Source organism: uncultured Stenotrophomonas sp., assembly GCF_945952405.1.
GTDB lineage: Bacteria > Pseudomonadota > Gammaproteobacteria > Xanthomonadales > Xanthomonadaceae > Stenotrophomonas.
The window spans coordinates 1-22,470 of the sequence record NZ_CAMFIA010000026.1; the positions used below are offsets into that span (position 1 = coordinate 1).

20 protein-coding genes and 1 tRNA gene are annotated in these 22,470 nt (G+C 66.5%); 17 read left to right on the plus strand and 4 right to left on the minus strand.

Annotated elements, in window-relative coordinates; translation table 11 throughout:
• Positions 1 to 225: 225 nt before the first annotated feature.
• Both Q0P60_RS18620 and yhbY read right to left on the minus strand, forming a co-directional pair.
• A complete protein-coding gene (locus Q0P60_RS18620) occupies positions 226 to 600 on the minus strand; it encodes an Mth938-like domain-containing protein (protein ID WP_294996975.1) in 375 nt (124 codons plus the stop codon).
• A gap of 13 nt (positions 601 to 613) precedes the next feature.
• The gene (gene yhbY / locus Q0P60_RS18625) at positions 614 to 919 is read right to left on the minus strand and encodes a ribosome assembly RNA-binding protein YhbY (RefSeq protein ID WP_294996977.1); all 306 of its coding nucleotides are present in this window, start codon (positions 917 to 919) and stop codon (positions 614 to 616) included.
• 65 nt (positions 920 to 984) lie between these two features.
• Between yhbY and rlmE the strand changes: the two genes are divergently transcribed.
• The 15 genes from rlmE to Q0P60_RS18700 all read left to right on the plus strand — a co-directional run bounded on the left by rlmE (position 985) and on the right by Q0P60_RS18700 (position 16,208).
• On the plus strand, positions 985 to 1,617 hold the full coding sequence (gene rlmE, locus Q0P60_RS18630) for a 23S rRNA (uridine(2552)-2'-O)-methyltransferase RlmE (RefSeq protein ID WP_006431652.1): 633 nt from the start codon (positions 985 to 987) through the stop codon (positions 1,615 to 1,617).
• A gap of 69 nt (positions 1,618 to 1,686) precedes the next feature.
• Positions 1,687 to 3,621 (plus strand): ATP-dependent zinc metalloprotease FtsH, encoded by a 1,935-nt coding sequence (gene ftsH, locus Q0P60_RS18635; protein ID WP_164171323.1) that lies wholly within the window; start codon positions 1,687 to 1,689, stop codon positions 3,619 to 3,621.
• A gap of 101 nt (positions 3,622 to 3,722) precedes the next feature.
• The gene (locus Q0P60_RS18640; RefSeq protein ID WP_294996982.1) at positions 3,723 to 3,905 is read left to right on the plus strand and encodes a hypothetical protein; all 183 of its coding nucleotides are present in this window, start codon (positions 3,723 to 3,725) and stop codon (positions 3,903 to 3,905) included.
• Positions 3,906 to 4,128: 223 nt separating this feature from the next.
• Positions 4,129 to 5,025: a dihydropteroate synthase gene (gene folP, locus Q0P60_RS18645; RefSeq protein WP_294996984.1), complete on the plus strand. Its 897-nt coding sequence runs from the start codon at positions 4,129 to 4,131 to the stop codon at positions 5,023 to 5,025.
• Positions 5,025 to 5,978: a tRNA (adenosine(37)-N6)-dimethylallyltransferase MiaA gene (gene miaA, locus Q0P60_RS18650; RefSeq protein WP_294996986.1), complete on the plus strand. Its 954-nt coding sequence runs from the start codon at positions 5,025 to 5,027 to the stop codon at positions 5,976 to 5,978. Before folP ends, miaA begins: the two co-directional genes overlap by 1 nt.
• A gap of 96 nt (positions 5,979 to 6,074) precedes the next feature.
• A complete protein-coding gene (gene hfq / locus Q0P60_RS18655) occupies positions 6,075 to 6,350 on the plus strand; it encodes an RNA chaperone Hfq (protein WP_079221450.1) in 276 nt (91 codons plus the stop codon).
• A 14-nt stretch (positions 6,351 to 6,364) separates the two neighbouring features.
• The gene (hflX, locus tag Q0P60_RS18660; RefSeq protein ID WP_294996989.1) at positions 6,365 to 7,675 is read left to right on the plus strand and encodes a ribosome rescue GTPase HflX; all 1,311 of its coding nucleotides are present in this window, start codon (positions 6,365 to 6,367) and stop codon (positions 7,673 to 7,675) included.
• A 120-nt stretch (positions 7,676 to 7,795) separates the two neighbouring features.
• Entirely contained in the window at positions 7,796 to 8,290 is a 495-nt protein-coding gene (locus Q0P60_RS18665; protein ID WP_294996991.1) for a nicotinamide-nucleotide amidohydrolase family protein, read from the plus strand.
• Positions 8,291 to 8,324: 34 nt separating this feature from the next.
• Entirely contained in the window at positions 8,325 to 10,007 is a 1,683-nt protein-coding gene (gene ubiB, locus Q0P60_RS18670) for a 2-polyprenylphenol 6-hydroxylase (RefSeq protein WP_294997036.1), read from the plus strand.
• Between the two features lie 440 nt (positions 10,008 to 10,447).
• Positions 10,448 to 11,083, plus strand: a complete 636-nt coding sequence (lexA, locus tag Q0P60_RS18675) for a transcriptional repressor LexA (RefSeq protein ID WP_294996993.1) — start codon at positions 10,448 to 10,450, stop codon at positions 11,081 to 11,083.
• Between the two features lie 204 nt (positions 11,084 to 11,287).
• Positions 11,288 to 12,325, plus strand: a complete 1,038-nt coding sequence (gene recA, locus Q0P60_RS18680) for a recombinase RecA (protein ID WP_294997038.1) — start codon at positions 11,288 to 11,290, stop codon at positions 12,323 to 12,325.
• A gap of 110 nt (positions 12,326 to 12,435) precedes the next feature.
• The gene (gene recX / locus Q0P60_RS18685; RefSeq protein WP_294996995.1) at positions 12,436 to 12,927 is read left to right on the plus strand and encodes a recombination regulator RecX; all 492 of its coding nucleotides are present in this window, start codon (positions 12,436 to 12,438) and stop codon (positions 12,925 to 12,927) included.
• A 109-nt stretch (positions 12,928 to 13,036) separates the two neighbouring features.
• A complete protein-coding gene (gene alaS, locus Q0P60_RS18690; protein ID WP_294996997.1) occupies positions 13,037 to 15,685 on the plus strand; it encodes an alanine--tRNA ligase in 2,649 nt (882 codons plus the stop codon).
• Between the two features lie 148 nt (positions 15,686 to 15,833).
• Positions 15,834 to 16,037: a carbon storage regulator CsrA gene (csrA, locus tag Q0P60_RS18695; RefSeq protein ID WP_004152909.1), complete on the plus strand. Its 204-nt coding sequence runs from the start codon at positions 15,834 to 15,836 to the stop codon at positions 16,035 to 16,037.
• A gap of 78 nt (positions 16,038 to 16,115) precedes the next feature.
• A tRNA-Ser gene (locus Q0P60_RS18700) sits at positions 16,116 to 16,208 on the plus strand.
• A 113-nt stretch (positions 16,209 to 16,321) separates the two neighbouring features.
• On the opposite strand, the gene Q0P60_RS18705 is transcribed toward Q0P60_RS18700, so the two are convergent.
• Positions 16,322 to 16,660 carry a DUF2834 domain-containing protein gene (locus Q0P60_RS18705; protein WP_294996999.1) on the minus strand — a complete coding sequence of 113 codons (339 nt, stop codon included), beginning with the start codon at positions 16,658 to 16,660 and terminating at the stop codon, positions 16,322 to 16,324.
• A 100-nt stretch (positions 16,661 to 16,760) separates the two neighbouring features.
• Complete coding sequence (locus Q0P60_RS18710) at positions 16,761 to 19,091, minus strand: TonB-dependent receptor (RefSeq protein ID WP_294997001.1); 2,331 nt, start codon at positions 19,089 to 19,091, stop codon at positions 16,761 to 16,763.
• Positions 19,092 to 19,230: 139 nt separating this feature from the next.
• On the opposite strand from Q0P60_RS18710, the gene Q0P60_RS18715 reads away from it, so the two are divergent.
• Entirely contained in the window at positions 19,231 to 20,154 is a 924-nt protein-coding gene (locus Q0P60_RS18715) for a helix-turn-helix transcriptional regulator (protein WP_294997003.1), read from the plus strand.
• A 111-nt stretch (positions 20,155 to 20,265) separates the two neighbouring features.
• Positions 20,266 to 22,437, plus strand: coding sequence for a TonB-dependent siderophore receptor (locus tag Q0P60_RS18720; protein ID WP_294997005.1), 2,172 nt, complete (start codon positions 20,266 to 20,268; stop codon positions 22,435 to 22,437).
• Positions 22,438 to 22,470 lie beyond the last annotated feature (33 nt).

Below are 22,470 nucleotides of genomic sequence, written 5' to 3' on the forward strand. Positions count from 1 at the left end.
CCTCTGGGCGGATCCCCGGCCCGGCGCAGCGCGCCGGGCGTTCGCCGGCGGCGCGCGGTGCCTGTCGTCGCATTGATAGCCGCCTTGCGGGCGTATCTGTAGAGCCGAGCCATGCTCGGCTGCCTTGGGCCACGTTGCGGCGCCGCCCGGGCATCGGCCCGGTCGCTACGGATTATCGGTGTTCCCTGTAGAGCCGAGCCCATGCTCGGCTGCCGGCGGCCTTTTTCAGCCTTCCAGGATGAAGGCGGCCGCAACCTTGCGGCCTTCGCCGGCGAGGATGTTGAACGTGCGCGCGGCGGCCGGGTTGTTCATCACTTCCAGGCCAATGCCACGCGACAGGCAGGCGGCCATCACCACCGCCGGCGGGAATACCTGGCGGTCGCCGGTGCCAAGCACGATCAGCGCCGGATTGAGCGCCAGGATCGGCTCCAGATCGGCCAGCTGCAGCGCGGCGGCATGCAGCACCGGCCATTGCTCGACCAGCTGGTCCGGGGTCAGGAAGAAGCTGCTGCCCAGCACCTGGTCGTTGACCCTGGCCGAACGGCCGTCGGCGGCGCGCAGGCTGTAGGCGTAGTCAGGCGGTTCGTGGTTCAGCTGCATGGCAGTAGGGCGATCAGCCGCGCGGAAGCACGATCTGGCGCTGTTCCTTGCTCGGGCGGTACAGCACCGCGACGTGGCCGATGCGCTGTACCAGCGCGCTGTCGGTGGCGTCGACGATCTCGCCGATCATCACGTCACGGGCTTCACGGTCCTCGGCAGCGACCTTCACCTTGACCAGTTCGTGGCGCTCCAGCACTTCGTTCAGCTCAGCGATGAAGGCCGGGGTCACGCCCTTGCCCCCGGTCTGCAGCAGGGCCTTCAGGTCGTGGGCTTGGCCGCGCAGGAAACGGGTCTGGGAGGCGGTCAGGGCGATGGACATGCAGGAAAAGACGGTTGAATGGGGCGATCAGGGTATCATGAGGACCCCATCAGCCCCTATTTTCAATGGCTACCCGCAGCAAAAGCAGCCAGCGCTGGCTCAAGGAACACTTCTCCGACCCCTTTGTGAAGAAGGCCCAGGCCGAAGGCATGCGCTCGCGCGCGGCCTACAAGCTCGAAGAGCTGCTCGAACGTGACCGGTTGCTGAAGCCGCATATGGTGGTGGTCGACCTCGGCGCGGCCCCGGGCGGCTGGTCTCAGCAGGTTCGGAGACAGATTGGCGATACCGGCCGCGTGCTGGCCCTGGACATCCTGGACATGCCGCCACTGGCGGGCGTGGAGTTCCTTCACGGTGACTTCAGGGAAGAAGCCGTCCTATCGCAGTTTGAAGCCATGCTCGGGGATCAGCCGGTAGACCTTGTGCTGTCGGACATGGCCCCCAATAAGAGTGGTGTGGGCGCGGTTGACCAGCCGCGGATGATGCACCTGGCGGAGCTGGCCCTGGATTTTGCCGACAACCACCTCAAGACCGGTGGGGCATTCCTGATCAAGCTGTTCCAGGGTGAGGGCTTTGACGACTATGTGCGCGAAATGCGCCGCCGGTACGACAAGGTCTCCATCCGCAAGCCGGAAGCGTCGCGCAAGCGCTCTCCCGAGGTGTATGCCTTGGGTCAGGGAAAACGCGCCCACATGAAGTAAGCTCGCAACGTACGCAAGTTCGACCCCAACGCAACGCCAGCACTAAGAGGAACACCGGAGCCAATGAGGATGAACGACTTGACCAAGAACCTCCTGCTATGGGTGGTCGTCGCCGTCGTGCTGATGGTGGTCTTCCAGAGCTTCTCGCCGAAGTCCTCCGGGGCCGGGGCGCAGGGCGCGTCGTATTCGCAGTTCCTGGACCAGGTGGACAGCGGCAACGTGCAGAAGGTCGCCTTCGGCGGCGACATGCGCGGCGGCACCAGCCAGCTGACCTACACCACCCGCGGTGGGCAGTCGTCCACCATCACCGCGCCGTTCGATCGTGACCTGATCAACGTGCTGCGTACCAAGAATGTGGAGATCGTGCAGGAGGAGCCGTCCAGCGGCATCTCGCTGGGCGCGATCCTGATGAATTTCCTGCCGGTCATCCTGATCATTGGTTTCTGGTTGTTCATCATGCGCCAGATGCAGGGCGGTGGCGGCGGTGCCAAGGGCGCGATGTCCTTCGGCAAGTCGCGCGCCAAGCTGCAGGGCGAAGACCAGATCAAGGTCACCTTCGCCGACGTCGCCGGCTGCGACGAGGCCAAGGAAGAAGTGGGCGAGCTGGTCGACTTCCTGCGCGACCCGTCCAAGTTCACCAAGCTGGGCGGCAAGATTCCGCGCGGCGTGCTGATGGTCGGCCCGCCGGGTACCGGCAAGACGCTGCTGGCCAAGGCCATTGCCGGCGAAGCCAAGGTGCCGTTCTTCTCGATCTCCGGTTCGGACTTCGTGGAAATGTTCGTCGGCGTCGGTGCCAGCCGCGTGCGCGACATGTTCGAGCAGGCCAAGAAGCATGCCCCGTGCATCATCTTCATCGACGAAATCGACGCCGTCGGTCGCCACCGTGGTGCCGGCCTGGGCGGCGGTCATGACGAGCGCGAGCAGACCCTGAACCAGCTGCTGGTCGAGATGGACGGTTTTGAAGGTGGCGAAGGCGTGATCGTGATCGCCGCGACCAACCGTCCGGACGTGCTGGACCCGGCGCTGCTGCGTCCGGGCCGTTTCGACCGCCAGGTCGTGGTCGGCCTGCCGGACGTCAAGGGCCGTGAGCACATCCTCAAGGTGCACATGCGCAAGCTGCCGCTGGCCGACGATGTCGAGCCGATGGTGATTGCGCGCGGTACCCCGGGCTTCTCCGGTGCCGACCTGGCCAATCTCTGCAACGAGGCCGCCCTGTTCGCCGCGCGTGGCAACGAGAAGGAGGTCCGCATGGACCACTTCGATCGCGCCCGCGACAAGATCCTGATGGGTGCCGAGCGCCGCTCGATGGCCATGAGCGAGGACGAGAAGACCCTGACCGCGTACCACGAAGCCGGCCACGCCATCGTTGGCCGCCTGGTGCCCGAGCACGATCCGGTCTACAAGGTCACCATCATTCCGCGCGGCCGTGCGCTGGGCGTGACCATGTACCTGCCGGAAGGCGACAAGTACTCGATGAACCGCGTGGCGATCCAGTCGCAGCTGTGCTCGCTGTACGGCGGCCGCGTCGCCGAAGAGCTGATCTTCGGCGAGGACAAGGTCACCACCGGTGCCTCCAACGACATCGAGCGCGCCACCAAGATGGCCCGCAACATGGTCACCAAGTGGGGCCTGTCCGAGCAGCTCGGCCCGATCGCCTATGGCGAAGAGGACGACGAGGTGTTCCTGGGCCGTTCGGTCACCCAGCACAAGAGCGTGTCCAACGACACCGCACGCCGCATCGACGAGGAAGTGCGCAACATCCTCGACAAGGCCTATGCGCGTACCACCCAGCTGCTGACCGACAACATCGACAAGCTGCACGCGATGTCGCAGCTGCTGCTGCAGTACGAGACCATCGACGCGCCGCAGATCGACGCCATCATGGAAGGCCGCGATCCGCCGCCGCCGGCCGGCTGGAACAAGTCGAACAAGGACGGTGGCAACGACAAGGGCGGCGACGCCCGTCCGCTGCCGCCGATCGCTGGCCCGGCCGAATCGCACTGACGGCCTGCGACAGGTGACACCAGACGAGGCCGGGGCAACCCGGCTTCGTCGTTTTCGGGCCCCGGCCCATTCCGATGAACCGATCTGACGCTGGAGCCCGCATGTCCACCCCCAAGCCCGAACCGATTTCCCATACCGTCGAAATGGTCATCGCCACCGTGGTTGGCGTGGGCGTAGGCCTGGGTGCCGACAATCTGCTGCTGGGCTGCGTGGTGGGCATCGCGGTCGGCATCGTGCTGAGCATCGCCAAGACCCTGTACGTGGACCGCAAGCGCCGCCGTTGAGGCGTAACGGCCGACGGCAGGGCTGCGCGGTGGATCCACGCCATGCGTGGATGAATCTCCATCGAAATCGAATATCCCGGTATCTGTGAGATCTGGGCCGGGCATGGCTCGGCTCTACAGAATGCAAGCGTTGCCTGGGTTCTTGCCGGGGCCGCTGCCTCTGCCGGTGCAGGGCGCGGCCCTGCCCACTAAACTAGCCGCCGTTGTCCCTGCAGGATTACCCATGTTCGATACCTCGCCCCAGCTCGATTGCGCCGGCCGCATCCTGCACCTCGACCGTGCCCGGGTCATGGGCATCGTCAACGTCACCCCGGACTCGTTCTCCGACGGCGGCGCGCACGACACTGCCGAAGCCGCGGTCGCGCATGGCCTGAAGCTGGTCGAAGAGGGTGCCGATCTGCTCGACATCGGCGGCGAATCGACCCGCCCCGGTGCCGCGCCGGTATCGATCGAGGAAGAGCTGCGCCGGGTGATTCCGGTGATCGAGCAGCTGGCCGCGCGGACCGGGGTGCCGATCAGCATCGACACCTTCAAGCCGGAAGTGATGCGGGCAGCGGTGGCCGCCGGTGCCGGCATGATCAACGACATCTATGCCCTGCGCCAGGAAGGCGCGCTGGATGCCGCCGCCGAGACGGGCGTGCCGGTTGTGCTGATGCACATGCAGGGCGAGCCAGGCCATATGCAGGCCGACCCGCATTACGACGACGTGGTCGCCGAGGTGCACGGTTTCCTGGTGCAGCGGATGTTCGCGGCCGAGATGGCCGGTATCGCAAAGAAGAACCTGCTGGTCGATCTCGGCTTCGGGTTCGGCAAGACCACTACCCACAACATGACCCTGCTGGCCCGCTCCGAGCGCTTCCTGGAGCTGGGCGTGCCGATGCTGGCCGGACTGTCGCGCAAGCGCAGCCTGGGCGAACTGACCGGCCGCGACAGGCCGTCCGATCGCGTGGCGGCCTCGGTGGCTGCGCACCTGATCGCGGTCCAGCGCGGCGCGCGCATCGTGCGCGTGCATGACGTGGCCGCGACGGTCGATGCGCTGAAGATCTGGCGCGCGGTCGACGCCGTACCGGCCCCTCGTGCCGATGCCGCGCCGACAATCCGCTGGCCGGACGAAGACTGATGGCGATCGACCGGCGGCCGTTGGCGATCGCCGTGATGGGGCCGACCGCCAGCGGCAAGACCGCCACCGCGATCGCCCTGGCCCGGCAGCTGGACGGTGAGATCGTCAGCGTCGATTCGGCGCTGGTCTACCGCCATCTGGATATCGGCTCGGCCAAGCCCGATGCGGCCGAACGCGCGCAGGCCCCGCACCACCTGCTGGACCTGCGTGATCCGTGGCAGACCTATTCGGCGGCCGAGTTCGCCGCCGATGCCGGCCGCGTGGTCGCCGACATTGTGGCACGGGGCAAGATGCCGATCCTGGCCGGCGGCACCGGGCTGTATTTCCGTGCCCTGCTGCAGGGGCTTTCGCCCATGCCAGAGGCCGATCCCGGGCTGCGTGCGGCGCTGGCGGCCGAGGCCGCCGAGCGCGGCTGGGCGGCGTTGCACGCCGAACTGGCGCAGGTCGATCCGGCCGCCGCCGCGCGGATCCATGCCACCGATCCGCAGCGCATCCAGCGGGCGCTGGAGGTGCATCGCCTGACCGGCATCCCGATCACTGAGTGGCAGCGCCGTCCCGGCGTGGCGCCGCTGCCGGTGCGCACCCTCAAGCTGATCCTGGCCCCGCGTGAGCGCGCGGTGCTGCACCAGCGCATCGAGACGCGTTTCGACGCCATGCTGGCGCAGGGCTTCCTGGACGAAGTGCGGGCGTTGCGCGCAATGCCGCAGATGGCCGCCGTGCCGGCACCGCTGGACCTGCCAGCGGTGCGCGCGGTCGGTTACCGCCAGGCCTGGGAGTACCTGGACGGGGAGGGCGGCGCGGCCCGGTTCCGTGACAAGGCCATCTTCGCCACCCGCCAGCTGGCCAAGCGCCAGCTGACCTGGCTGCGTGGCGAGCTTGATGCGCGCTGGTTCGACCCCCATATCGACCAGGAGCGCCTGGCCGGCGCTGTGTCGACCTTCGTCGCACGCTGAACCCCCGCCAGCCGTGTAACATCATCGGTCGGCGGGTGGCTCGGGGGCCGTGGCAACCGTCGGCAACCCAATAAGAACAATAATCAGGAGTGTGCAATGTCCAAGGGGCAATCGCTGCAGGATCCTTTCTTGAACGCACTGCGGCGCGAACGCGTGCCGGTTTCGGTGTACCTGGTGAACGGCATCAAGCTGCAGGGCACGATCGAGTCGTTCGACCAGTTCGTGGTCCTGCTGCGCAACACGGTCAGCCAGATGGTCTACAAGCACGCCATTTCCACGGTGGTGCCCGCACGCAATGTGAAGGTCGGGCCGGGTGGTGGTTATGTGCAGTCCGGTGAAAATGGTCAGGCGGGTGATGAAGCAGACGAGTAATACCGGAGCGGTGAATGTTTGACCGCTCGAAAAAGGGCGAGCACGCCCTGCTGATCCAGCCCCATTTCGGCAAGCTGGAAGACGATGTGCTGGAAGAGTTTGGTGATCTGGCCCGCTCGGCTGGGGCCAGCATCGCCGCGACGATCACTGCGCGCCTGGACCGTCCCAACCCCTCGACCCTGATCGGCAGCGGCAAGCTGGACGAAATCAAGGCAGCGGCCGACGCCAGCGGTGCCGACCTGATCCTGGTCAACCATGCGTTGAGCCCGGGCCAGGAACGCAACCTGGAGCGCTTCCTCGAGCGCCGGGTGATCGACCGTACCGGCCTGATCCTGGACATCTTCGCCCAGCGTGCGCACAGCCATGAAGGCAAGCTGCAGGTCGAGCTGGCGCAGCTGCGCCATCTGGCCACGCGGCTGGTACGCGGCTGGACCCACCTGGAGCGCCAGCGTGGTGGCTCGATCGGCCTGCGCGGCCCGGGCGAGACCCAGCTGGAAACCGACCGGCGCCTGCTGCAGAAGCGGGTGGAACAGCTGCAGAAGCGGCTGGAAAAGGTCGAAGTGCAGCGCACCCAGATGCGCCGTGCGCGCGTGCGCAGCGAACTGCCGAGGGTGGCCCTGGTGGGTTACACCAATGCCGGCAAATCGACCCTGTTCAACGCCATGACCGGTGCCGAGGCGTACGCCGCCGACCAGCTGTTCGCAACGCTGGATCCGACCGTGCGTCGCATCGCAGTACCCGGTGGCAACGTGGTGCTGGCCGACACCGTCGGCTTCGTCCGCGATCTGCCGCATGACCTGGTCGCCGCGTTCCGTTCCACCCTGTCCGAAGCGCGCGAGGCGGATTTCCTGCTGCACGTGGTCGATGCCGCCGATCCGCACCGCGAGGAGCGCATCGCCCAGGTCGACGAGGTGCTGACCGCGGTCGGCGCCGGTGACCTGCCGCAGTTGCTGGTGTTCAACAAGATCGACCGTATCGACGGTGCCGAGGTCCGCCACGATGGCCAGGACGGCGTGCCCGACGAATCGCGTCGTGAGCGGGTGTGGATCTCGGCGCGCGACGGCCAGGGCCTGGAGCTGCTGCAGTCGGTGCTCGGCAAGCGCCTGGGCCTGCAGCACGTCACCGGGGAACTGCGGCTGCCGCCGGATGCCGGTCGCCTGCGCGCGCGCCTGCACCAGCTCGAAGTGATCCGCAGCGAACAGGCCGACGAAGAGGGCTGGCTGCTGCAGGTGGATCTGCCGATTGCTGAAGCCGAGAAGCTGGCGGCCAGTACCGACGGCGCGCCGATCCGCGCCCTGCTGCCGGAGAAGCTGCCGGAGTGGTGAACCAGCGCCGGGCGCTGCCCGGCGCTGACGTGCTGTGCGCCACCGCCATCGCGGCGGCCCGCGACATCTGCCTGTCATCTGCGGTACAACGTGCAGATTCTTCACCCCACCGTCATGCCGATGTCCATCCCCACCGACGCTGATCTCAACGCCCAGTCCGCCGCGCTCGGGCAGCGCCTGCAACAGGCCGCGCTGCAGCTGGTAACGGCTGAAAGCTGCAGTGGTGGCTGGATCGCCAAATGCATGACCGATATCGCCGGTTCCTCGGCGTTCTTCGACTGCGGGATGGTGGTCTACAGCTACGAAGCCAAGCAGCGCCTGCTCGGCGTGCGCGCGCAGACCCTGGAGCAGTTCGGCGCGGTCAGCCGCGAGACCGTGCTGGAAATGGTGTCCGGCGCGCTGGTCAATTCCGGTGCCGGCATCGCCGTGGCCGTGACCGGCATCGCCGGCCCGGGCGGCGGCAGTCCCGACAAGCCGGTGGGCAGCGTCTGGATCGGCTGGAAGCGCCGCGGCGGCTATGCGCGCGCCGAGCTGTTCCAGTTCGATGGCGACCGCGAAGCCATCCGCCGGCAGACCGTGGCGGCGGCATTGCGCGGTATCGACGCCCAGCTGTGACATGCTGCCCCGGTAAACGTCCGGAGCACGCATGATGTGGGAAACGCTGGGCACGGTCCGTGACCTGGGCCGACTGCAGGAAATCGCCGCCGTCCTGATCCGATATGGCTTCGGTGACGTGGTACGGCGCATCGGCCTGGCCACCACGCTGGAGCGGGCAGGGCGCCTGCTGCATTGGAACGAGGAGCGCCAGGAACTGCTGCGGATGACCGCGCCGGTACGGGTGCGCAGCGCGATGCAGGACCTGGGTCCTACCTTCGTCAAGCTCGGCCAGGTGCTGGCGACGCGCGTCGACCTGCTGCCGCCGGAATGGATCGCTGAACTGTCCGAGCTGCAGAACGCGGTGCCGGCGTTGCCGTACGCGGATATCCGCGAGCAGCTGGAGGCCGATCTCGGTGCGGCACCGACCGAAGTGTTCGCCTTCCTGGATGAAGTCCCGATGGCCGCCGCCTCGCTGGCGCAGGCACATCGGGCACGCCTGCATGATGGCCGCGAGGTGGTGCTGAAGGTGCGCCGCCCGGGCATCCGCGATGTGGTCGAGGCCGACCTGCGCCTGCTGGCGCGGCTGGCCGAGATCGTCGAAGCGCGCCTGCCGGACCTGCGTCGCTATCGTCCGGCCGAGGTCGTGCAGCAGTTCACCGTATCGCTGCGCCGCGAGCTCGATTTCGCCGCCGAATGCCGCAACGCCGAGCGCATCGCGCGCAACTTCAGTGGCCGCGATGACATCCTGATTCCGAGCGTGCACTGGCAATGGACCTGCGAGAGCCTGAACGTGCAGGACTTCGTCGACGGCATTCCCGGGCGTGACCTGGCCGGTGTCGACGCAGCAGGCCTGGACCGCCGCGAACTGGCCCGGCGCGGTGCCGACATCGTGCTGAAGATGGTGCTTGAGGACGGCAGTTTCCACGCCGATCCGCACCCCGGCAACATCATCTACCTGCGTGACGGCCGCATCGGCGTGATCGATTTCGGCATGGTGGGCGCGCTCTCCGAAGTGCGCCGCTTCCAGGTCGCCCAGCTGCTGCACGGGCTGGTCGAGCAGGACCCGCAGGGCGTGGCCGATGTGCTGCTGGACTGGGCCGGTGGCGTGGAAGTGGACGAGAACCGGCTGCAGCACGACATCAGCCAGTTCGTCGACCAGTACCGTGGCGTGCCATTGAAGGACCTGCGCATCGGCCTGATGCTGGGCGACATCACCCAGCTGCTGCGCAGCTACAGCCTGACCCTGCCGGCCGATCTGGCGCTGATGATCAAGGCTTTCCTGACCCTGGAGGGCATGGGCCGGCAACTTGACCCGGATTTCGACATGGCCAGTGCCGCGCGCCCGTTCCTGGAGCGGGTGGTGCTGCAGCGCTACGCACCGAAGGCGCTGCTCAAGCGTGGCCGGCGCAGCCTGCTGGGCCTGGTCGACTTCGCCGGTGAGCTGCCGCGCGACCTGCGCAAGCTGGTCCAGGCGGCACGCCGCGGGCGCCTGCAGCTGAAGGTGGAGACCAGTGCGCTACAGGGCTTCGGCGAGCAGGTGAACCGCGCCGCGAACCGGTTGGTGATGGGCATCGTCACCGCCGCGCTGATCATCGGTTCCTCGATCGTGATGCACAGTGTCGGCGGTGTTTCCAGCCGCTGGCTGCTGGCGCTGGGCGTGTGCGGTTTCATCGGCGCCGGTTTCTGCGGCGTCTGGATCCTGTTCTCGATCTGGAGAAGCGGTAAACACACGTAAGTGTGTTTACCGCAGCGGTTCCCCACGGGAACCGCGGAATCGCGCAGCGATTCCTGTAGGGCCGACCGCTGGTCGGCCGCTCCTGCGCCGCGCACGGGTCGGTTTCAGCCGGGATCACGACGCCCTCTGGTAGGGCCGACCGCTGGTCGGCCGCTCCTGCGCCGCGCACGGGTCGGTTTCAGCCGGGATCACGACGCCCTCTGGTAGGGCCGACCGCTGGTCGGCCGCTCCTGCGCCGCGCACGGGTCGGTTTCAGCCGGGATCACGACGCCCTCTGGTAGGGCCGACCGCTGGTCGGCCGCTCCTGCGCCGCGCACGGGTCGGTTTCGGTCGGGATCGCGACGCTCTCTGGTAGGGCCGACCGTTGGTCGGCCGCTGTCGCAGGGGTGTGTCGCACCCGGCACTTGCAGAGCCTGATGTTAGTAGTAATACTACTAACCATGGACCTGACCGACACCCAGCAGGCGATCCTGCAGTTGATCGCCGAGCGCATCGAGAGCGAAGGCGCGCCGCCGTCGCAGACTGAAATCGCACGTGCGTTCGGCTTCAAGGGCGTGCGTGCGGCCCAGTACCACCTGGAAGCCCTGGAGCAGGCCGGTGCGATCCGTCGCATCCCGGGCCAGGCCCGGGGCATCCGCCTGGTGCAGGCCCCGCCGCTGGAGAAGCTGGCCGAGCCGGGCCTGCCCGACAGTGTCCTGCGCCTGCCGGTGCTGGGCCGGGTCGCGGCCGGCCTGCCGATCGGTGCTGACATCGGCTCGGACGATTTCGTGGTGCTGGACCGGGTGTTCTTCTCGCCGGCGCCGGACTACCTGCTGAAGGTGCAGGGCGATTCGATGATCGACGAGGGCATCTTCGACGGTGACCTGATCGGCGTGCATCGCACCCGCGACGCCCACTCCGGGCAGATCGTGGTGGCCCGCATCGATGACGAGATCACCGTCAAGCTGCTGAAGATCGCCAAGGACCGCATCCGCCTGCTGCCGCGCAACCCCGATTACAAGCCGATCGAGGTGCTGCCGGACCAGGACTTCGCGATCGAAGGCCTCTATTGCGGCCTGCTGCGGCCCAACCGTTGACCCGTTCCAGTACGCATTACCCCGCGGTCTTTTGTGGCGATTCTCTGGTTCCACTGAGGTTGGTACGGATGTCCGATAATTCTTTTCAGAGCGCCGGGCAGAATCTCAGCCTGTGCGATACGTCCGACTTAAAGTGAACCCATGGCAAAGAAGACCCCCAAAGACAGCACCCCCAACGACATGACCTCTGCAAGGACCAATACGATGGACGAGAACAAGAAGCGCGCCTTGGCTGCTGCTCTGGGCCAGATCGAGAAGCAGTTCGGCAAGGGCTCGGTGATGCGCATGGGCGACCGCGTGGTCGAGCCCGTCGAAGCGATCCCGACCGGTTCGCTCATGCTCGACATCGCGCTGGGCATTGGCGGTCTGCCGAAGGGCCGTGTCGTCGAGATCTACGGTCCGGAATCCTCGGGCAAGACCACCCTGACCCTGCAGGCCATCGCCGAATGCCAGAAGCTGGGCGGCACCGCGGCCTTCATCGACGCCGAACATGCGCTGGACCCGATCTACGCCGCCAAGCTGGGCGTGAACGTGGACGATCTGTTGCTGTCGCAGCCGGATACCGGTGAACAGGCGCTGGAAATCGCAGACATGCTGGTCCGTTCGGGTTCGGTCGACATCCTGGTGATCGACTCGGTCGCGGCGTTGACCCCGAAGGCTGAAATCGAAGGCGAGATGGGTGATCAGCTGCCGGGCCTGCAGGCCCGACTGATGAGCCAGGCGCTGCGCAAGCTGACCGGCAACATCAAGCGTTCCAACACCCTGGTGATCTTCATCAACCAGCTGCGCATGAAGATCGGTGTGATGATGCCGGGCCAGAGCCCGGAAACCACCACTGGTGGCAACGCACTGAAGTTCTACGCCTCGGTCCGCCTGGACATCCGCCGTATCGGCGCGATCAAGAAGGGTGACGAGATCATCGGCAACCAGACCAAGATCAAGGTCGTCAAGAACAAGCTGGCACCGCCGTTCAAGCAGGTCATCACCGAGATCCTGTACGGCGAGGGCATCAGCCGCGAAGGCGAACTGATCGACATGGGCGTGGATGCCAAGCTGGTCGAGAAGGCCGGCGCCTGGTACAGCTACGGTGAAGAACGCATCGGCCAGGGCAAGGACAACGCCCGCGGTTACCTGCGCGACAACCCGACCGTCGCCGCCAAGCTCGAGGCCGAGCTGCGCGAGAAGTTCCAGCCGTCCGAAGCCGCCCGCGAGGAAGGCGACGACGACGGCGACGACGAGTAAGGCTTGCTGTGGGGCAGGGCGGCGCCGTCAGTGACGTCGCCCTGTCCCGCAGGTTCGAATCGCCCAGGGATGGGCAGGGCGCCACGGAGGGCGCCACCCTTGGAGCACCGATGTCCGACGCCGATGACATTCCCAGCGGCCGCAAGCGCCGGCCGCGCGAGCAGACCCCGGTACAGCGTGCGCTGGGCCTGCTGGTCCGCCGTGAACACTCGCGCAAGGAACTCACCCGCAAGCTGACCGCCCGCGGTATCGAGGGCGAGGCTGCGCAGGCTGCCGTCGCCAAGCTGACCGAGGCCGGATGGCAGGACGACACCCGCTTTGCCGAAAACCTGGTGCGGATGCGCGCCAACACCGGCTATGGGCCGATCCACGTCCGTGCCGAACTCGGTACCCATGGCCTGGACAGCGCTGCGATCGCTGCGGCGATGGACAGCTATGAGGGCGATTGGCAGGAAAACGCCCGCGATCTGGTCCGTCGCCGCTTTGGCGAGGCCGGTCCACAGGACCTGACGCAGCGGCGCAAGGCCGCCGATCTGCTGGCCCGGCGGGGCTTCGACGGCGACAGCATCCGCCGCGCGACCCGCTACGACCCGGATGACTGAGACTGGCGGCGCCGGGCCTGATACCCTTTAGGTTTTCGGCGGTCCCTCGCGACCCTGGCCAACGCGGCCGGTGGTCCGGGTCCGCCGGCCCGCAGACTGCCAGCCCCCAATGAACGCATCCGCCAAATTCACGACTTCCCAGATCCGCAGCGACTTCCTTGAATTCTTCAAGGGCAAAGGCCACACCATCGTGCCGTCGGCGCCGCTGGTGCCGGGCAATGATCCGACCCTGCTGTTCACCAACTCCGGCATGGTGCAGTTCAAGGACGTGTTCCTTGGTGCGGAGAAGCGCAGCTACGTGCGCGCGGCCGACGTCCAGCGCTGCCTGCGCGCGGGCGGCAAGCACAACGACCTCGATCAGGTCGGCTACACCGCACGCCATCACACCTTCTTCGAAATGCTGGGCAACTGGTCGTTCGGCGACTACTTCAAGAAGGACGCGATTGCCTGGGCGTGGGAGCTGCTGACCCAGGTCTGGAAGCTGCCGGCCGAGCGCCTGCTGGTCACCGTCTACCAGACCGACGACGAAGCCTATGCGCTGTGGCGCGACATGGTCGGCGTGCCGGAAGAGCGCATCGTGCGCATTGGCGACAACAAGGGCGCGCCGTTCGCCTCGGACAACTTCTGGCAGATGGCCGACACCGGTCCCTGCGGCCCCTGCACCGAGATCTTCTACGACCACGGCGACCATATCGCGGGCGGTCCTCCGGGTTCGCCGGATGAAGACGGCGACCGCTTCATCGAGATCTGGAACCTGGTGTTCATGCAGTTCGACCGCCAGCCCGATGGCACGCTGGTGCCGCTGCCGGCACCGTGCGTGGATACCGGCATGGGCCTGGAGCGCCTGGCGGCGATCCTGCAGCACGTGCACACCAACTACGAGATCGACCTGTTCCAGGCGCTGATCCGCAAGGCCTCCGAGCTGACCGGCACCGCTGACCTGGAGAACAAGTCGCTGCGCGTGATCGCCGATCACATCCGTGCCTGCTCGTTCCTGATCGTCGATGGCGTGCTGCCGTCCAACGAAGGCCGTGGCTATGTGCTGCGCCGTATCATCCGCCGCGCCCTGCGCCATGGCTGGATGCTGGGCGTTCGCCAGCCGTTCTTCAGCAAGCTGGTACCGACCCTGGTCGAACAGATGGGCGAGGCCTACCCGGAGCTGCCGGCGGCAGTGGATACCGTCACCCGTGCGCTGCAGGCGGAGGAGGAGCGTTTCGCCGAGACCCTCGATGCCGGCATGAAGATCTTCGAGGACGTGGCGGCCAAGGCCGGCAATGGCGTGATCCCGGGCGTTGACGCCTTCCGCCTGTATGACACCTACGGTTTCCCGCTCGACCTGACCCAGGACATCGCCCGTGAGCGCGACCTGACCGTCGACATCGCCGGCTTCGATGCGGCGATGGAGCAGCAGCGCGAGACCGCGCGCGCGGCCGGTAAGTTCGGCGGTGGCGTGACCCTGCCGGCGGAGCTGGTGGCGACCCTCAGCCCGACCCGGTTCCTGGGCTATGACCGCCTGCAGGCGGATGGCCTGACCGTGCTGGCCCTGCTCAAGGACGGCCGTCCGGCGCAGTCGGCCGATGCCGGTGATGCGGTGATCGTGATCACCGAGCAGACCCCGTTCTACGCCGAGTCGGGCGGCCAGGTCGGCGACACCGGCGTGCTGACCGGCAACGGCGTGCGCCTGGTGGTCGATGATACCCAGAAGTTCGCCGGCCAGTTCCATGGCCATGTCGGCACCCTGGCCGAAGGCGGCCTGAAGGTCGGCGACGTGCTGTCCGGCCAGGTCGATGGCGAGCGCCGCGGCGCCACCATCCTCAATCACTCCGCTACCCACCTGCTGCATGCTGCCCTGCGCGAAGTGCTGGGTACCCACGTGCAGCAGAAGGGCTCGCTGGTGGCGCCGGACCGCCTGCGTTTCGACTTCTCGCACTTCCAGCCGATCAGCGCCGAAGAGCTTGCGCTGATCGAGCGCAAGGTCAACCAGCAGGTGCGTGCCAACAACGCCGCCGAAGTGCACAACATGGGCATGCAGGAAGCGCTGGACTTCGGCGCGATGGCACTGTTCGGCGAGAAGTACGGCGAGCACGTGCGCGTGCTGAAGATGGGTGACTACTCCACCGAGCTGTGTGGCGGCACCCACGTCAACCGTACCGGCGACATCGGCCTGTTCAAGATCACCTCCGAGGGCGGTGTCTCCGCCGGTGTGCGCCGCATCGAGGCGGTCACCGGCCAGGGCGCCCTGGACTACGTGGATGCGGAGGAGGCCCGCCTGGCCGAAGCCGCCGAGCTGCTTGGCGGCAGTGCCGCCGACGTGGTGGAGAAGATCCGCGCCCTTGGCCAGCGCCAGAAGCAGCTGGAGCGCGAGCTGGAGGCCGTGAAGGCCAAGGTCGCCGCCGGTGCCACGGCCGACCTGTCCGGCCAGGCCGTCGAAGTTGCCGGCGTGAAGGTGTTGGCCGCCCGCCTGGAGGGCTTTGACGCCAAGGCCCTGCGTGACGCCGTGGACCGCCTGAAGCAGCAGCTGGGCAACGCAGTGATCGTGCTGGCCGGCGCCCAGGACGGCAAGGCTGCCCTGGTCGCGGGTGTGAACGGCAGCGCAATGGGCAAGGTCAAGGCCGGGGAACTGTTGTCCCATATCGCCGGTCAGATCGGGGGCAAGGGCGGCGGACGCCCGGACCTCGCCCAGGGTGGTGGCGAGGACGGGCCCGCCCTTGCCACTGCGCTGGCTGCAGTCGTCGAATGGGTCAGCCCCCGCCTGTGATGAACCCCGCCGTCCCCCTCCTTGTAGGAGCGGGACGGCTGACGGTACCATTGCGAAATCTTTTCCCTTTGTCGTGGTAGCGCTTCTTGACGGAGCGTCAAGCCGGTGGGGGATACCCTTCCACACGGTTCCATGGAGACTTACAAAAATGTTGATCCTGACTCGCCGCGTCGGCGAAACCCTGATGATCGGTGACTCGGTGAGCGTCACCGTGCTTGGCGTCAAGGGCAACCAGGTGCGTATCGGCATCACTGCGCCGAAGGACGTCGCTGTGCATCGCGAAGAGATCTACCAGCGCATCCAGCGCGGTGACGAAGCCGGTGGCACCGGTAGCGAAAATTCTGCCGAATAACGCTTTACCTTCGCACTCGATTAACGTTATGATTCACGCCCCGCTGAGGTGCAACGCACCAGACGCGGAGAAAACCCCGGAGTGATGCCCGAGTGGCCGAAGGGGCTCCCCTGCTAAGGGAGTATAGGGTCAAAAGCTCTATCGAGGGTTCGAATCCCTCTCACTCCGCCAGATACAAAGAAGCGCCTGCAGATCTCCGATCTGCAGGCGTTTTTCTTTGTGCGGAAACAGCCTGTGCGTCCACAAAGGGATGCGCCGGGAGTTGCGTGGGCCGGACAGCCGCCTCAGCCCGGAGGGTGCAGGGAGGCCGCCCGCTGACGACTCACGTGGCGTTCCCGTAGCAGAAGAAACAAGGGCAGCGCCAGCGACGGCCCTACCAGGAGAGCGGCCAGCGGAAGCCAGCGCTGTTTCATCGAAAGCCGTTGGCCTTCGACCAGTATGAACACCACCACGGTTGCCGCGGCCACGAGTACGTCGGCCCAGGCAAAGGCCGAGACGGGTGTGGAAACGGCGTGCGCAACCAGCAGCGGGATGTTCAATCCATGCGCACTCACCCAGGGAAGGAACTGTGAGAGTGGGAGCGCGGCTCCGACAATGCAGAGGAGGAGGTAGATCCGTTGCATGGCATTCCTTCGTCCAGAAAATCCATCGATGGCGGCCGGGATCAGGATGGCAGGTGCCTGCAGGTTACGCCCCTGCAGGCGTGCTTGCTGCAGGTGCCGCTCAGAGCTTCACGGTCAGCCCGACCTGGAAGCCGCGCCCGGGCAGCGGCGCGATGTACTTCAACGGCGAGTTGTGCGGCCGCGCTTCTTCGTTGAGCAGGTTGCTGCCGTTGACGAACACTTCCATGCCGGCGATGTAGCTGTTGCGCACCGGCAGTTCGCGGCTGAGCTGCAGGTCGACGAGGTTGAACGCCTCCAGCGGCACTTCCTCGCTGACGTTGCGACCGAGATATTTCTGCTTGCCGTAGTAGGTGCTGGACAGCTGCGCCTTCCAGCCCTGGCGCTGCCACTGCAGGGTGGCGCCGTAGCGGTTGGTGGGCATGTTCGGCAGGTACTCGCCGTCGTTGTGGGCGCGCAGTGAATCCGGGTGGTCGGCCTTGTTCTTGACCAGATCGGCAAACGCGGAGACGTTCAACGCGCCATAGCGGCCGAGGTCGACGGCCTGCGACGCGTCGATCTCGAAGCCCTTCACCGTGGTATCGGTCTGCTTCCAGTACTTCAGCGGCAGGCGGTTGGCGGTCTGCAGGCCGGAGTAGCCGAGGTACAGGTAGTTCTGGTACTTCATCCGGTAGGCGGTGGCCGACAGCTCGAAGCCACCGAGGTGGAACAGGCCGGTCAGCTCCAGGTTCTTGGCGCGCTCCGGTTGCAGGTTCTGGTTGCCTTCCTCCTGGGTCATCACCGAATAGTGCGCGTTGCTGGCATACAGCTCATTGATCTCCGGGGCGCGCTGCGACGACGAGTAGCGCAGCTTGGCGGCGAACAACGGGCCGAGTTCGACATACGAACCGAGGCTGTAGCTGTTGAGCCGGTAACTGCGGTCCTGCAGTTTCGTGTTGGCGGCATTGCGCGCGGTCTTGAAGCGGCTGGGCTGCAGTTCGTGGTCGATGCGCTCGTGGCGCACGCCGGCATCGAAGGTGGCCCAGCCGAAGTCCAGCGTCTCCTTCAGGAACACCGCATGGCTGCGGGTGTCGACGTCGGGCAGGTAGCGCTGCGAGCCGCTGCCGGTGACATCGCGCGACTGGTGGCTGAAACCGAGCACGCCACTGAGCGGGCCGACGCGCTGATGGCTCAGCAGCAGCTCGGCCTGGGTGCTTTCGAAGTCGTAGTCGTTGGCCTTGCTGGCACCCAGCCGCTCGCCCGAGGTGTTGTCCAGCCTGGAAACACGCAGCTCGGCACGCTCGAGATAGGGCAGGGGATCGCGCAGCAGCGCCTCCAGCGCGTAGCGCTGCTGCTTGATCACCACGCCCACCGGCAGTCCGTCGGCATAGTTCGAACCGAATGACAGGTTCTGCATCGAAAAGCCCGGCACGCCGTACTCGCTGTCCTTGGCATCGATGCTGACCCCGACGTAGCCGCGGTCGAAGAACAGGGTCGAGCCGAACGCCACCTGCGAATTGCGTGCGTAGCTGTTGCCGAGGCGGTGGTGGTAGTCCGGCGTGACATCGTTGTTGATCTGCTTCTGCACGTACGAAGGCGTGCCGGGGACGTAGGCCGGGTTGACCGGATTGATATAGGTGCGGCGCTGCCAGACCGAAGTCGGATTGTTGGTGTAGAAGGAGAAATCGCCGTCGGCCCAGTCCGGGTTCTCGGTCATGAACTGGTCGATGTAAGGCTGCGACGCCTTGTTGTAGATCTGCTGGACGCGCGCTTCCTTCTGGCAGCTGTCGGCGAGGGCCGAGTTGACACCACCGGAGGCCGGGAACAGCCCGCTGTTGCAGACGCCGGCCTTGCTGTTGCCGGGAATATCGTAATGCGAGATGCGCTGGCGCGAGACCTGCAGGTTGGTCGAGATATTGCGCTGGTTGTTGAAGTTCATGCGGAAGCCCTGCGCATCGGCGGCGTTGAAGCCCTTACGCAGGACCAGCTCCATCGACTGGTCCTTGTCTTCCATGCTGCGCGAGATCAGCCCCGAATCGATCTCCACGCTGCCGCCGATCGCGTTGCCGCCGTAGCGCACGGTATCGGAGGACTTGTTGACGGTGACGCTGCGTACGAACAGTGGATCGAACGGGATGTTGATGTCGCCGCTGATCGCGTTCATGCCGAGGATGGACTGGCCGTCCTGCAGGATCTGCACGCGGTTGCCGCTGAGGCTGCGGATGACCGGGGCGCCCGCATTCGGCCCGAAGGCGCTGTTCTGCACCCCGGAAACGTGTTCGAGCAGGCCGCCCAGGGTGCGGTTCTGCGCCTGCGGATTGTCGACGGTGACCCGGCTGTCGATAGGGGAAGGCTGGCTGGCCTGGACCTGGAGGGTGGGGAGGGTCGGTTCGTCCGCGGCGTAGGCGCTGTGGACGGCGAACAGAATGGCGGTAGCAAGGAGATGGCGACGCATGGCACGGTCCGTGAAATTGGTGTGAAATGTTATAACGTAACCATTTGTGTCGACAAGGGTGGTCCGGGCCTTGCGCGGAGGGCTGGATATGAGAATGGTTCGCATATGAAAATGGCGGGCGACTCTCCGCAGGACCCCCATGCACAGCCTCTCCCTTGCCGACCTCGATCGCCTCGGCCGCAGCAGCGGCTTCCGCTACCGGCTGCCCGCGACCGATATGCCGGGTGAGCGCTGCGTGGTGCAGGGCAGGGTGGAGCAGCGCTGCCTGCGCCCAGGCGTGACCCTGGCGCTGTCGGATGTGATCGCGCATCTGCCCTTCGAGGCCACCTCGGAGTCGCCACCGGCGTTCTCGGCGATCGTGATGCTGGAGGGCCGTGCCGGTGCGCGGTTGGCAGGGCAGCCCGTGCTGGGCATGGCTCCGGGAGCGGGTGCGAGGGTGCTGGCCGGCGCCGCGCCGATGACCGCCATCCATCCCGCCGGGCAACGGATGCGCAGCCTGAATGTGTCGGTGGACGCGCAGATGACGCGCGATGACCCGATGATCGCCGAGCTGCTGTCCGTCGCGCATTACGGTGCTGGTCAGGCGCTGCGCAACTGGCACGTGCCGGATCACCTGGAACGGGCCGCGGAGCAGGTGCTGTCCGGCACCTGGCATGGAGCGATGCATGCGCTGCTGTGCGAGGGCATTGGCCTGCAGATGCTGGCGTTGGCTGCACCGGTCGCGGACGCCACGCCGGACCTGCGTGTTTCAGCGCGTGACCGCCGCATGCTGCAGCGGGTGATCGACTGCCTGCAGGCCGCGCCAGCCGCCGACCACAGCCTGCAGGATCTGGCCCGGCTGGCCTGCATGAGCCCGAGCAGCCTGCGCCAGAAGTTCCAGCAGGTGCACCGCTGTTCGGTGTTTGCCTGGTTGCGCGAGCGGCGCCTGCAGCTGGCCTGCGAACAGCTGCGCCAGGGCTGCAGCGTGCAGCAGGCGGCCCATTTCGTCGGCTACCGGCACGCCACGAATTTCGCCACCGCCTTCCGTGCACGCTATGGCATCGCTCCCAGCCAGCTGCGTTGAATCCGGCTGATCGCTGGCAGCGTGCAAACACCTGCTGCGTTCGCGCATACGCGTGATCACGCTTAAATGACAATAATTCTCATCCAGCCTTTCCCTCCTGCTGGATCTTCCATGTCTGCCTGCTTCCGCCCCTGTGCCCTGGCAACCGCCATCGGCACCAGCCTGGCGCTGCTCAATCCTGCCCACGCCGCCGAGCGCACGCCCGCCGCGACGACCTCCCAGCTGCCGACCGTGCAGGTCATTGCCGACCTCGATGGCAGCACCGAAACGTCGCGTTCCTACACCACCGATTCGATGGGCAGGGCGACCGGCCTGTCGCTGACCTCACGGCAGACGCCGCAGTCGGTCAGCGTGGTCACCCGGCAGCAGATCGAGGACCGTGGCCTGCTCAGCACCGCCGATGCGCTGGCCACCGCTCCGGGTATCTCGGTCACGCGCAGCGATGCCAACCGCTACGCGTTTTCCGCGCGTGGTTTCGACATCGACAACTACCAGTTCGATGGCGTGGTGATGCCGGTGCTGTCGCCGTGGAATTTCGGCGAGAACAACCTGGACATGGTGGTGTACGACCGCATCGAGATCGTGCGCGGTGCCAATGGCCTGATGACCGGCGCGGGTAATCCTTCGGCGGCGGTGAACTACGTGCGCAAGCGCCCGCTGCGGGAGTTCGCCGCCAGTGGCGGCATCAGCCTCGGCAGCTGGGATGCACGACGCGCGTGGGTGGATGTGTCCAGTCCGTTGAGCCGGGAAGGACGCGTGCGCGGCCGTATCGTCGCTGCACAGGCCGAGGCTGACAGCTACACCGCTGGCCTGGACAGCACCGCCAGGACGCTCTACGGCGTGGTCAGCGTGGACCTGGGCGCGGACACCGGACTGATCGCCGGAATCTCCTACCAGGGCAATGACAACCGCGGCTTCGGCAGCGGCTTCGCGCTGTTCAACGCCGATGGCACGCGTACCCGCTTCGACCGCTCGGTATCGGCCACTGCGCGGTGGGCAAGGATGAACACCGATACCCGCAACGGCTTCTTCGATTTCAACCACCGCTTCGGCAACGATTGGCAGGCCCGCGTGTCCTACAGCCGCTCGCATACCGACATGGAGATGAAGCACCTCTATCGGGGCGGCTACCCCGATCCGCTCACAGGCGCCATGCCCAGCGGAAACAGCTTCACCCGCTATGACGGTCCGGTCCGGCGCGAGGCCGTCAGTGCCAGCCTGTCTGGTCCGTTCCAGCTGTTCGGCCGCCAGCACACCGCGTCGATCGGCTGGTCGCGCTCGCGCGACGAGATCGCGCTGGGCCAGTACCGCGCGCTGGCGCCTCTGCCGCCGTTGGCGAGCTATCTGGACTGGCATGGACCCGGCACGCCCGAGCCGGTGTGGGCCAGCGGCAAGACCCAGGCCGACGATCTGGACAACCAGCAGAGCGGTGCCTACGCGGTGGCCCGGCTGTCGTTGGCAGAGCCGCTGCATGTGATCGTGGGCGGTCGCCTGAGCGACTGGCAGACCGACCAGGTCTACTTCGGCGCCCAGCGCAGGTACCGCTACCGCAACGAGTTCGTGCCCTATGCCGGCGTGGTCTGGGACCTCAACGGCTACGCCAGCGTGTACGCCAGTTACACCGGCATCTTCAAGCCGCAGAACAACCGCGATGCGTCCGGGCAGATCCTCGAACCGGTCAGTGGCCGCAGCTACGAGCTCGGCCTCAAGGGTAGCTGGCTGCAGGAGCGTCTGAACGCTTCGGCGGCGCTGTTCCGTACCCGCCAGAACAACCTGGCCGAAGCCACCAGTGGGTTGGTCGAGGGCAGCACACAAGCGGCCTATCGCGCGGTGCAGGGAGCGACCGTGGATGGACTGGAGCTGGAGCTGGCCGGTGAGCCGCTGCCGGGCTGGAGCCTGGGCACCAGCTTCACCACCTTCATCGCGCAGGACGCGCAGGGCAGGACGATCAATACCGCCAAGCCGCGCAGCCTGTTCAAGCTGTTCACCACCTGGCGGCTGCCGGGTGCCTGGGACCGGCTGACCCTCGGCGCTGGCGTGGACTGGCAGAACCGCATGTACCAGACCGCCACCGCACCTGGAAACCGCAGGGTGCCGGTGCAGCAGCCGAGCTACGCGCTGGTCAACCTGATGGCGCGTTACCAGTTCAATTCCCATGTGTCGGCGGCACTGAACCTCAACAACGTGTTCGATCGCCACTATTACTCGCAGATCGGTTTCTACAACCAGGGCTGGTACGGCGCGCCCCGAAACGTGATGTTCACCGTGAAGGTCGGCTATTAAGTCACGGGGTTGCCGTTCATTCAGCGCCCCGCC

Bases quoted from the DNA above. Each gene is read 5' to 3' on its own strand.
- Q0P60_RS18620 (WP_294996975.1), bottom strand. From the start codon at position 600: ATGCAGCTGAACCACGAACCGCCTGACTACGCCTACAGCCTGCGCGCC.
- yhbY (WP_294996977.1), bottom strand. From the start codon at position 919: ATGTCCATCGCCCTGACCGCCTCCCAGACCCGTTTCCTGCGCGGCCAA.
- rlmE (WP_006431652.1), top strand. From the start codon at position 985: ATGGCTACCCGCAGCAAAAGCAGCCAGCGCTGGCTCAAGGAACACTTC.
- ftsH (WP_164171323.1), top strand. From the start codon at position 1,687: ATGAACGACTTGACCAAGAACCTCCTGCTATGGGTGGTCGTCGCCGTC.
- Q0P60_RS18640 (WP_294996982.1), top strand. From the start codon at position 3,723: ATGTCCACCCCCAAGCCCGAACCGATTTCCCATACCGTCGAAATGGTC.
- folP (WP_294996984.1), top strand. From the start codon at position 4,129: ATGTTCGATACCTCGCCCCAGCTCGATTGCGCCGGCCGCATCCTGCAC.
- miaA (WP_294996986.1), top strand. From the start codon at position 5,025: ATGGCGATCGACCGGCGGCCGTTGGCGATCGCCGTGATGGGGCCGACC.
- hfq (WP_079221450.1), top strand. From the start codon at position 6,075: ATGTCCAAGGGGCAATCGCTGCAGGATCCTTTCTTGAACGCACTGCGG.
- hflX (WP_294996989.1), top strand. From the start codon at position 6,365: ATGTTTGACCGCTCGAAAAAGGGCGAGCACGCCCTGCTGATCCAGCCC.
- Q0P60_RS18665 (WP_294996991.1), top strand. From the start codon at position 7,796: ATGTCCATCCCCACCGACGCTGATCTCAACGCCCAGTCCGCCGCGCTC.
- ubiB (WP_294997036.1), top strand. From the start codon at position 8,325: ATGTGGGAAACGCTGGGCACGGTCCGTGACCTGGGCCGACTGCAGGAA.
- lexA (WP_294996993.1), top strand. From the start codon at position 10,448: ATGGACCTGACCGACACCCAGCAGGCGATCCTGCAGTTGATCGCCGAG.
- recA (WP_294997038.1), top strand. From the start codon at position 11,288: ATGGACGAGAACAAGAAGCGCGCCTTGGCTGCTGCTCTGGGCCAGATC.
- recX (WP_294996995.1), top strand. From the start codon at position 12,436: ATGTCCGACGCCGATGACATTCCCAGCGGCCGCAAGCGCCGGCCGCGC.
- alaS (WP_294996997.1), top strand. From the start codon at position 13,037: ATGAACGCATCCGCCAAATTCACGACTTCCCAGATCCGCAGCGACTTC.
- csrA (WP_004152909.1), top strand. From the start codon at position 15,834: ATGTTGATCCTGACTCGCCGCGTCGGCGAAACCCTGATGATCGGTGAC.
- Q0P60_RS18705 (WP_294996999.1), bottom strand. From the start codon at position 16,660: ATGCAACGGATCTACCTCCTCCTCTGCATTGTCGGAGCCGCGCTCCCA.
- Q0P60_RS18710 (WP_294997001.1), bottom strand. From the start codon at position 19,091: ATGCGTCGCCATCTCCTTGCTACCGCCATTCTGTTCGCCGTCCACAGC.
- Q0P60_RS18715 (WP_294997003.1), top strand. From the start codon at position 19,231: ATGCACAGCCTCTCCCTTGCCGACCTCGATCGCCTCGGCCGCAGCAGC.
- Q0P60_RS18720 (WP_294997005.1), top strand. From the start codon at position 20,266: ATGTCTGCCTGCTTCCGCCCCTGTGCCCTGGCAACCGCCATCGGCACC.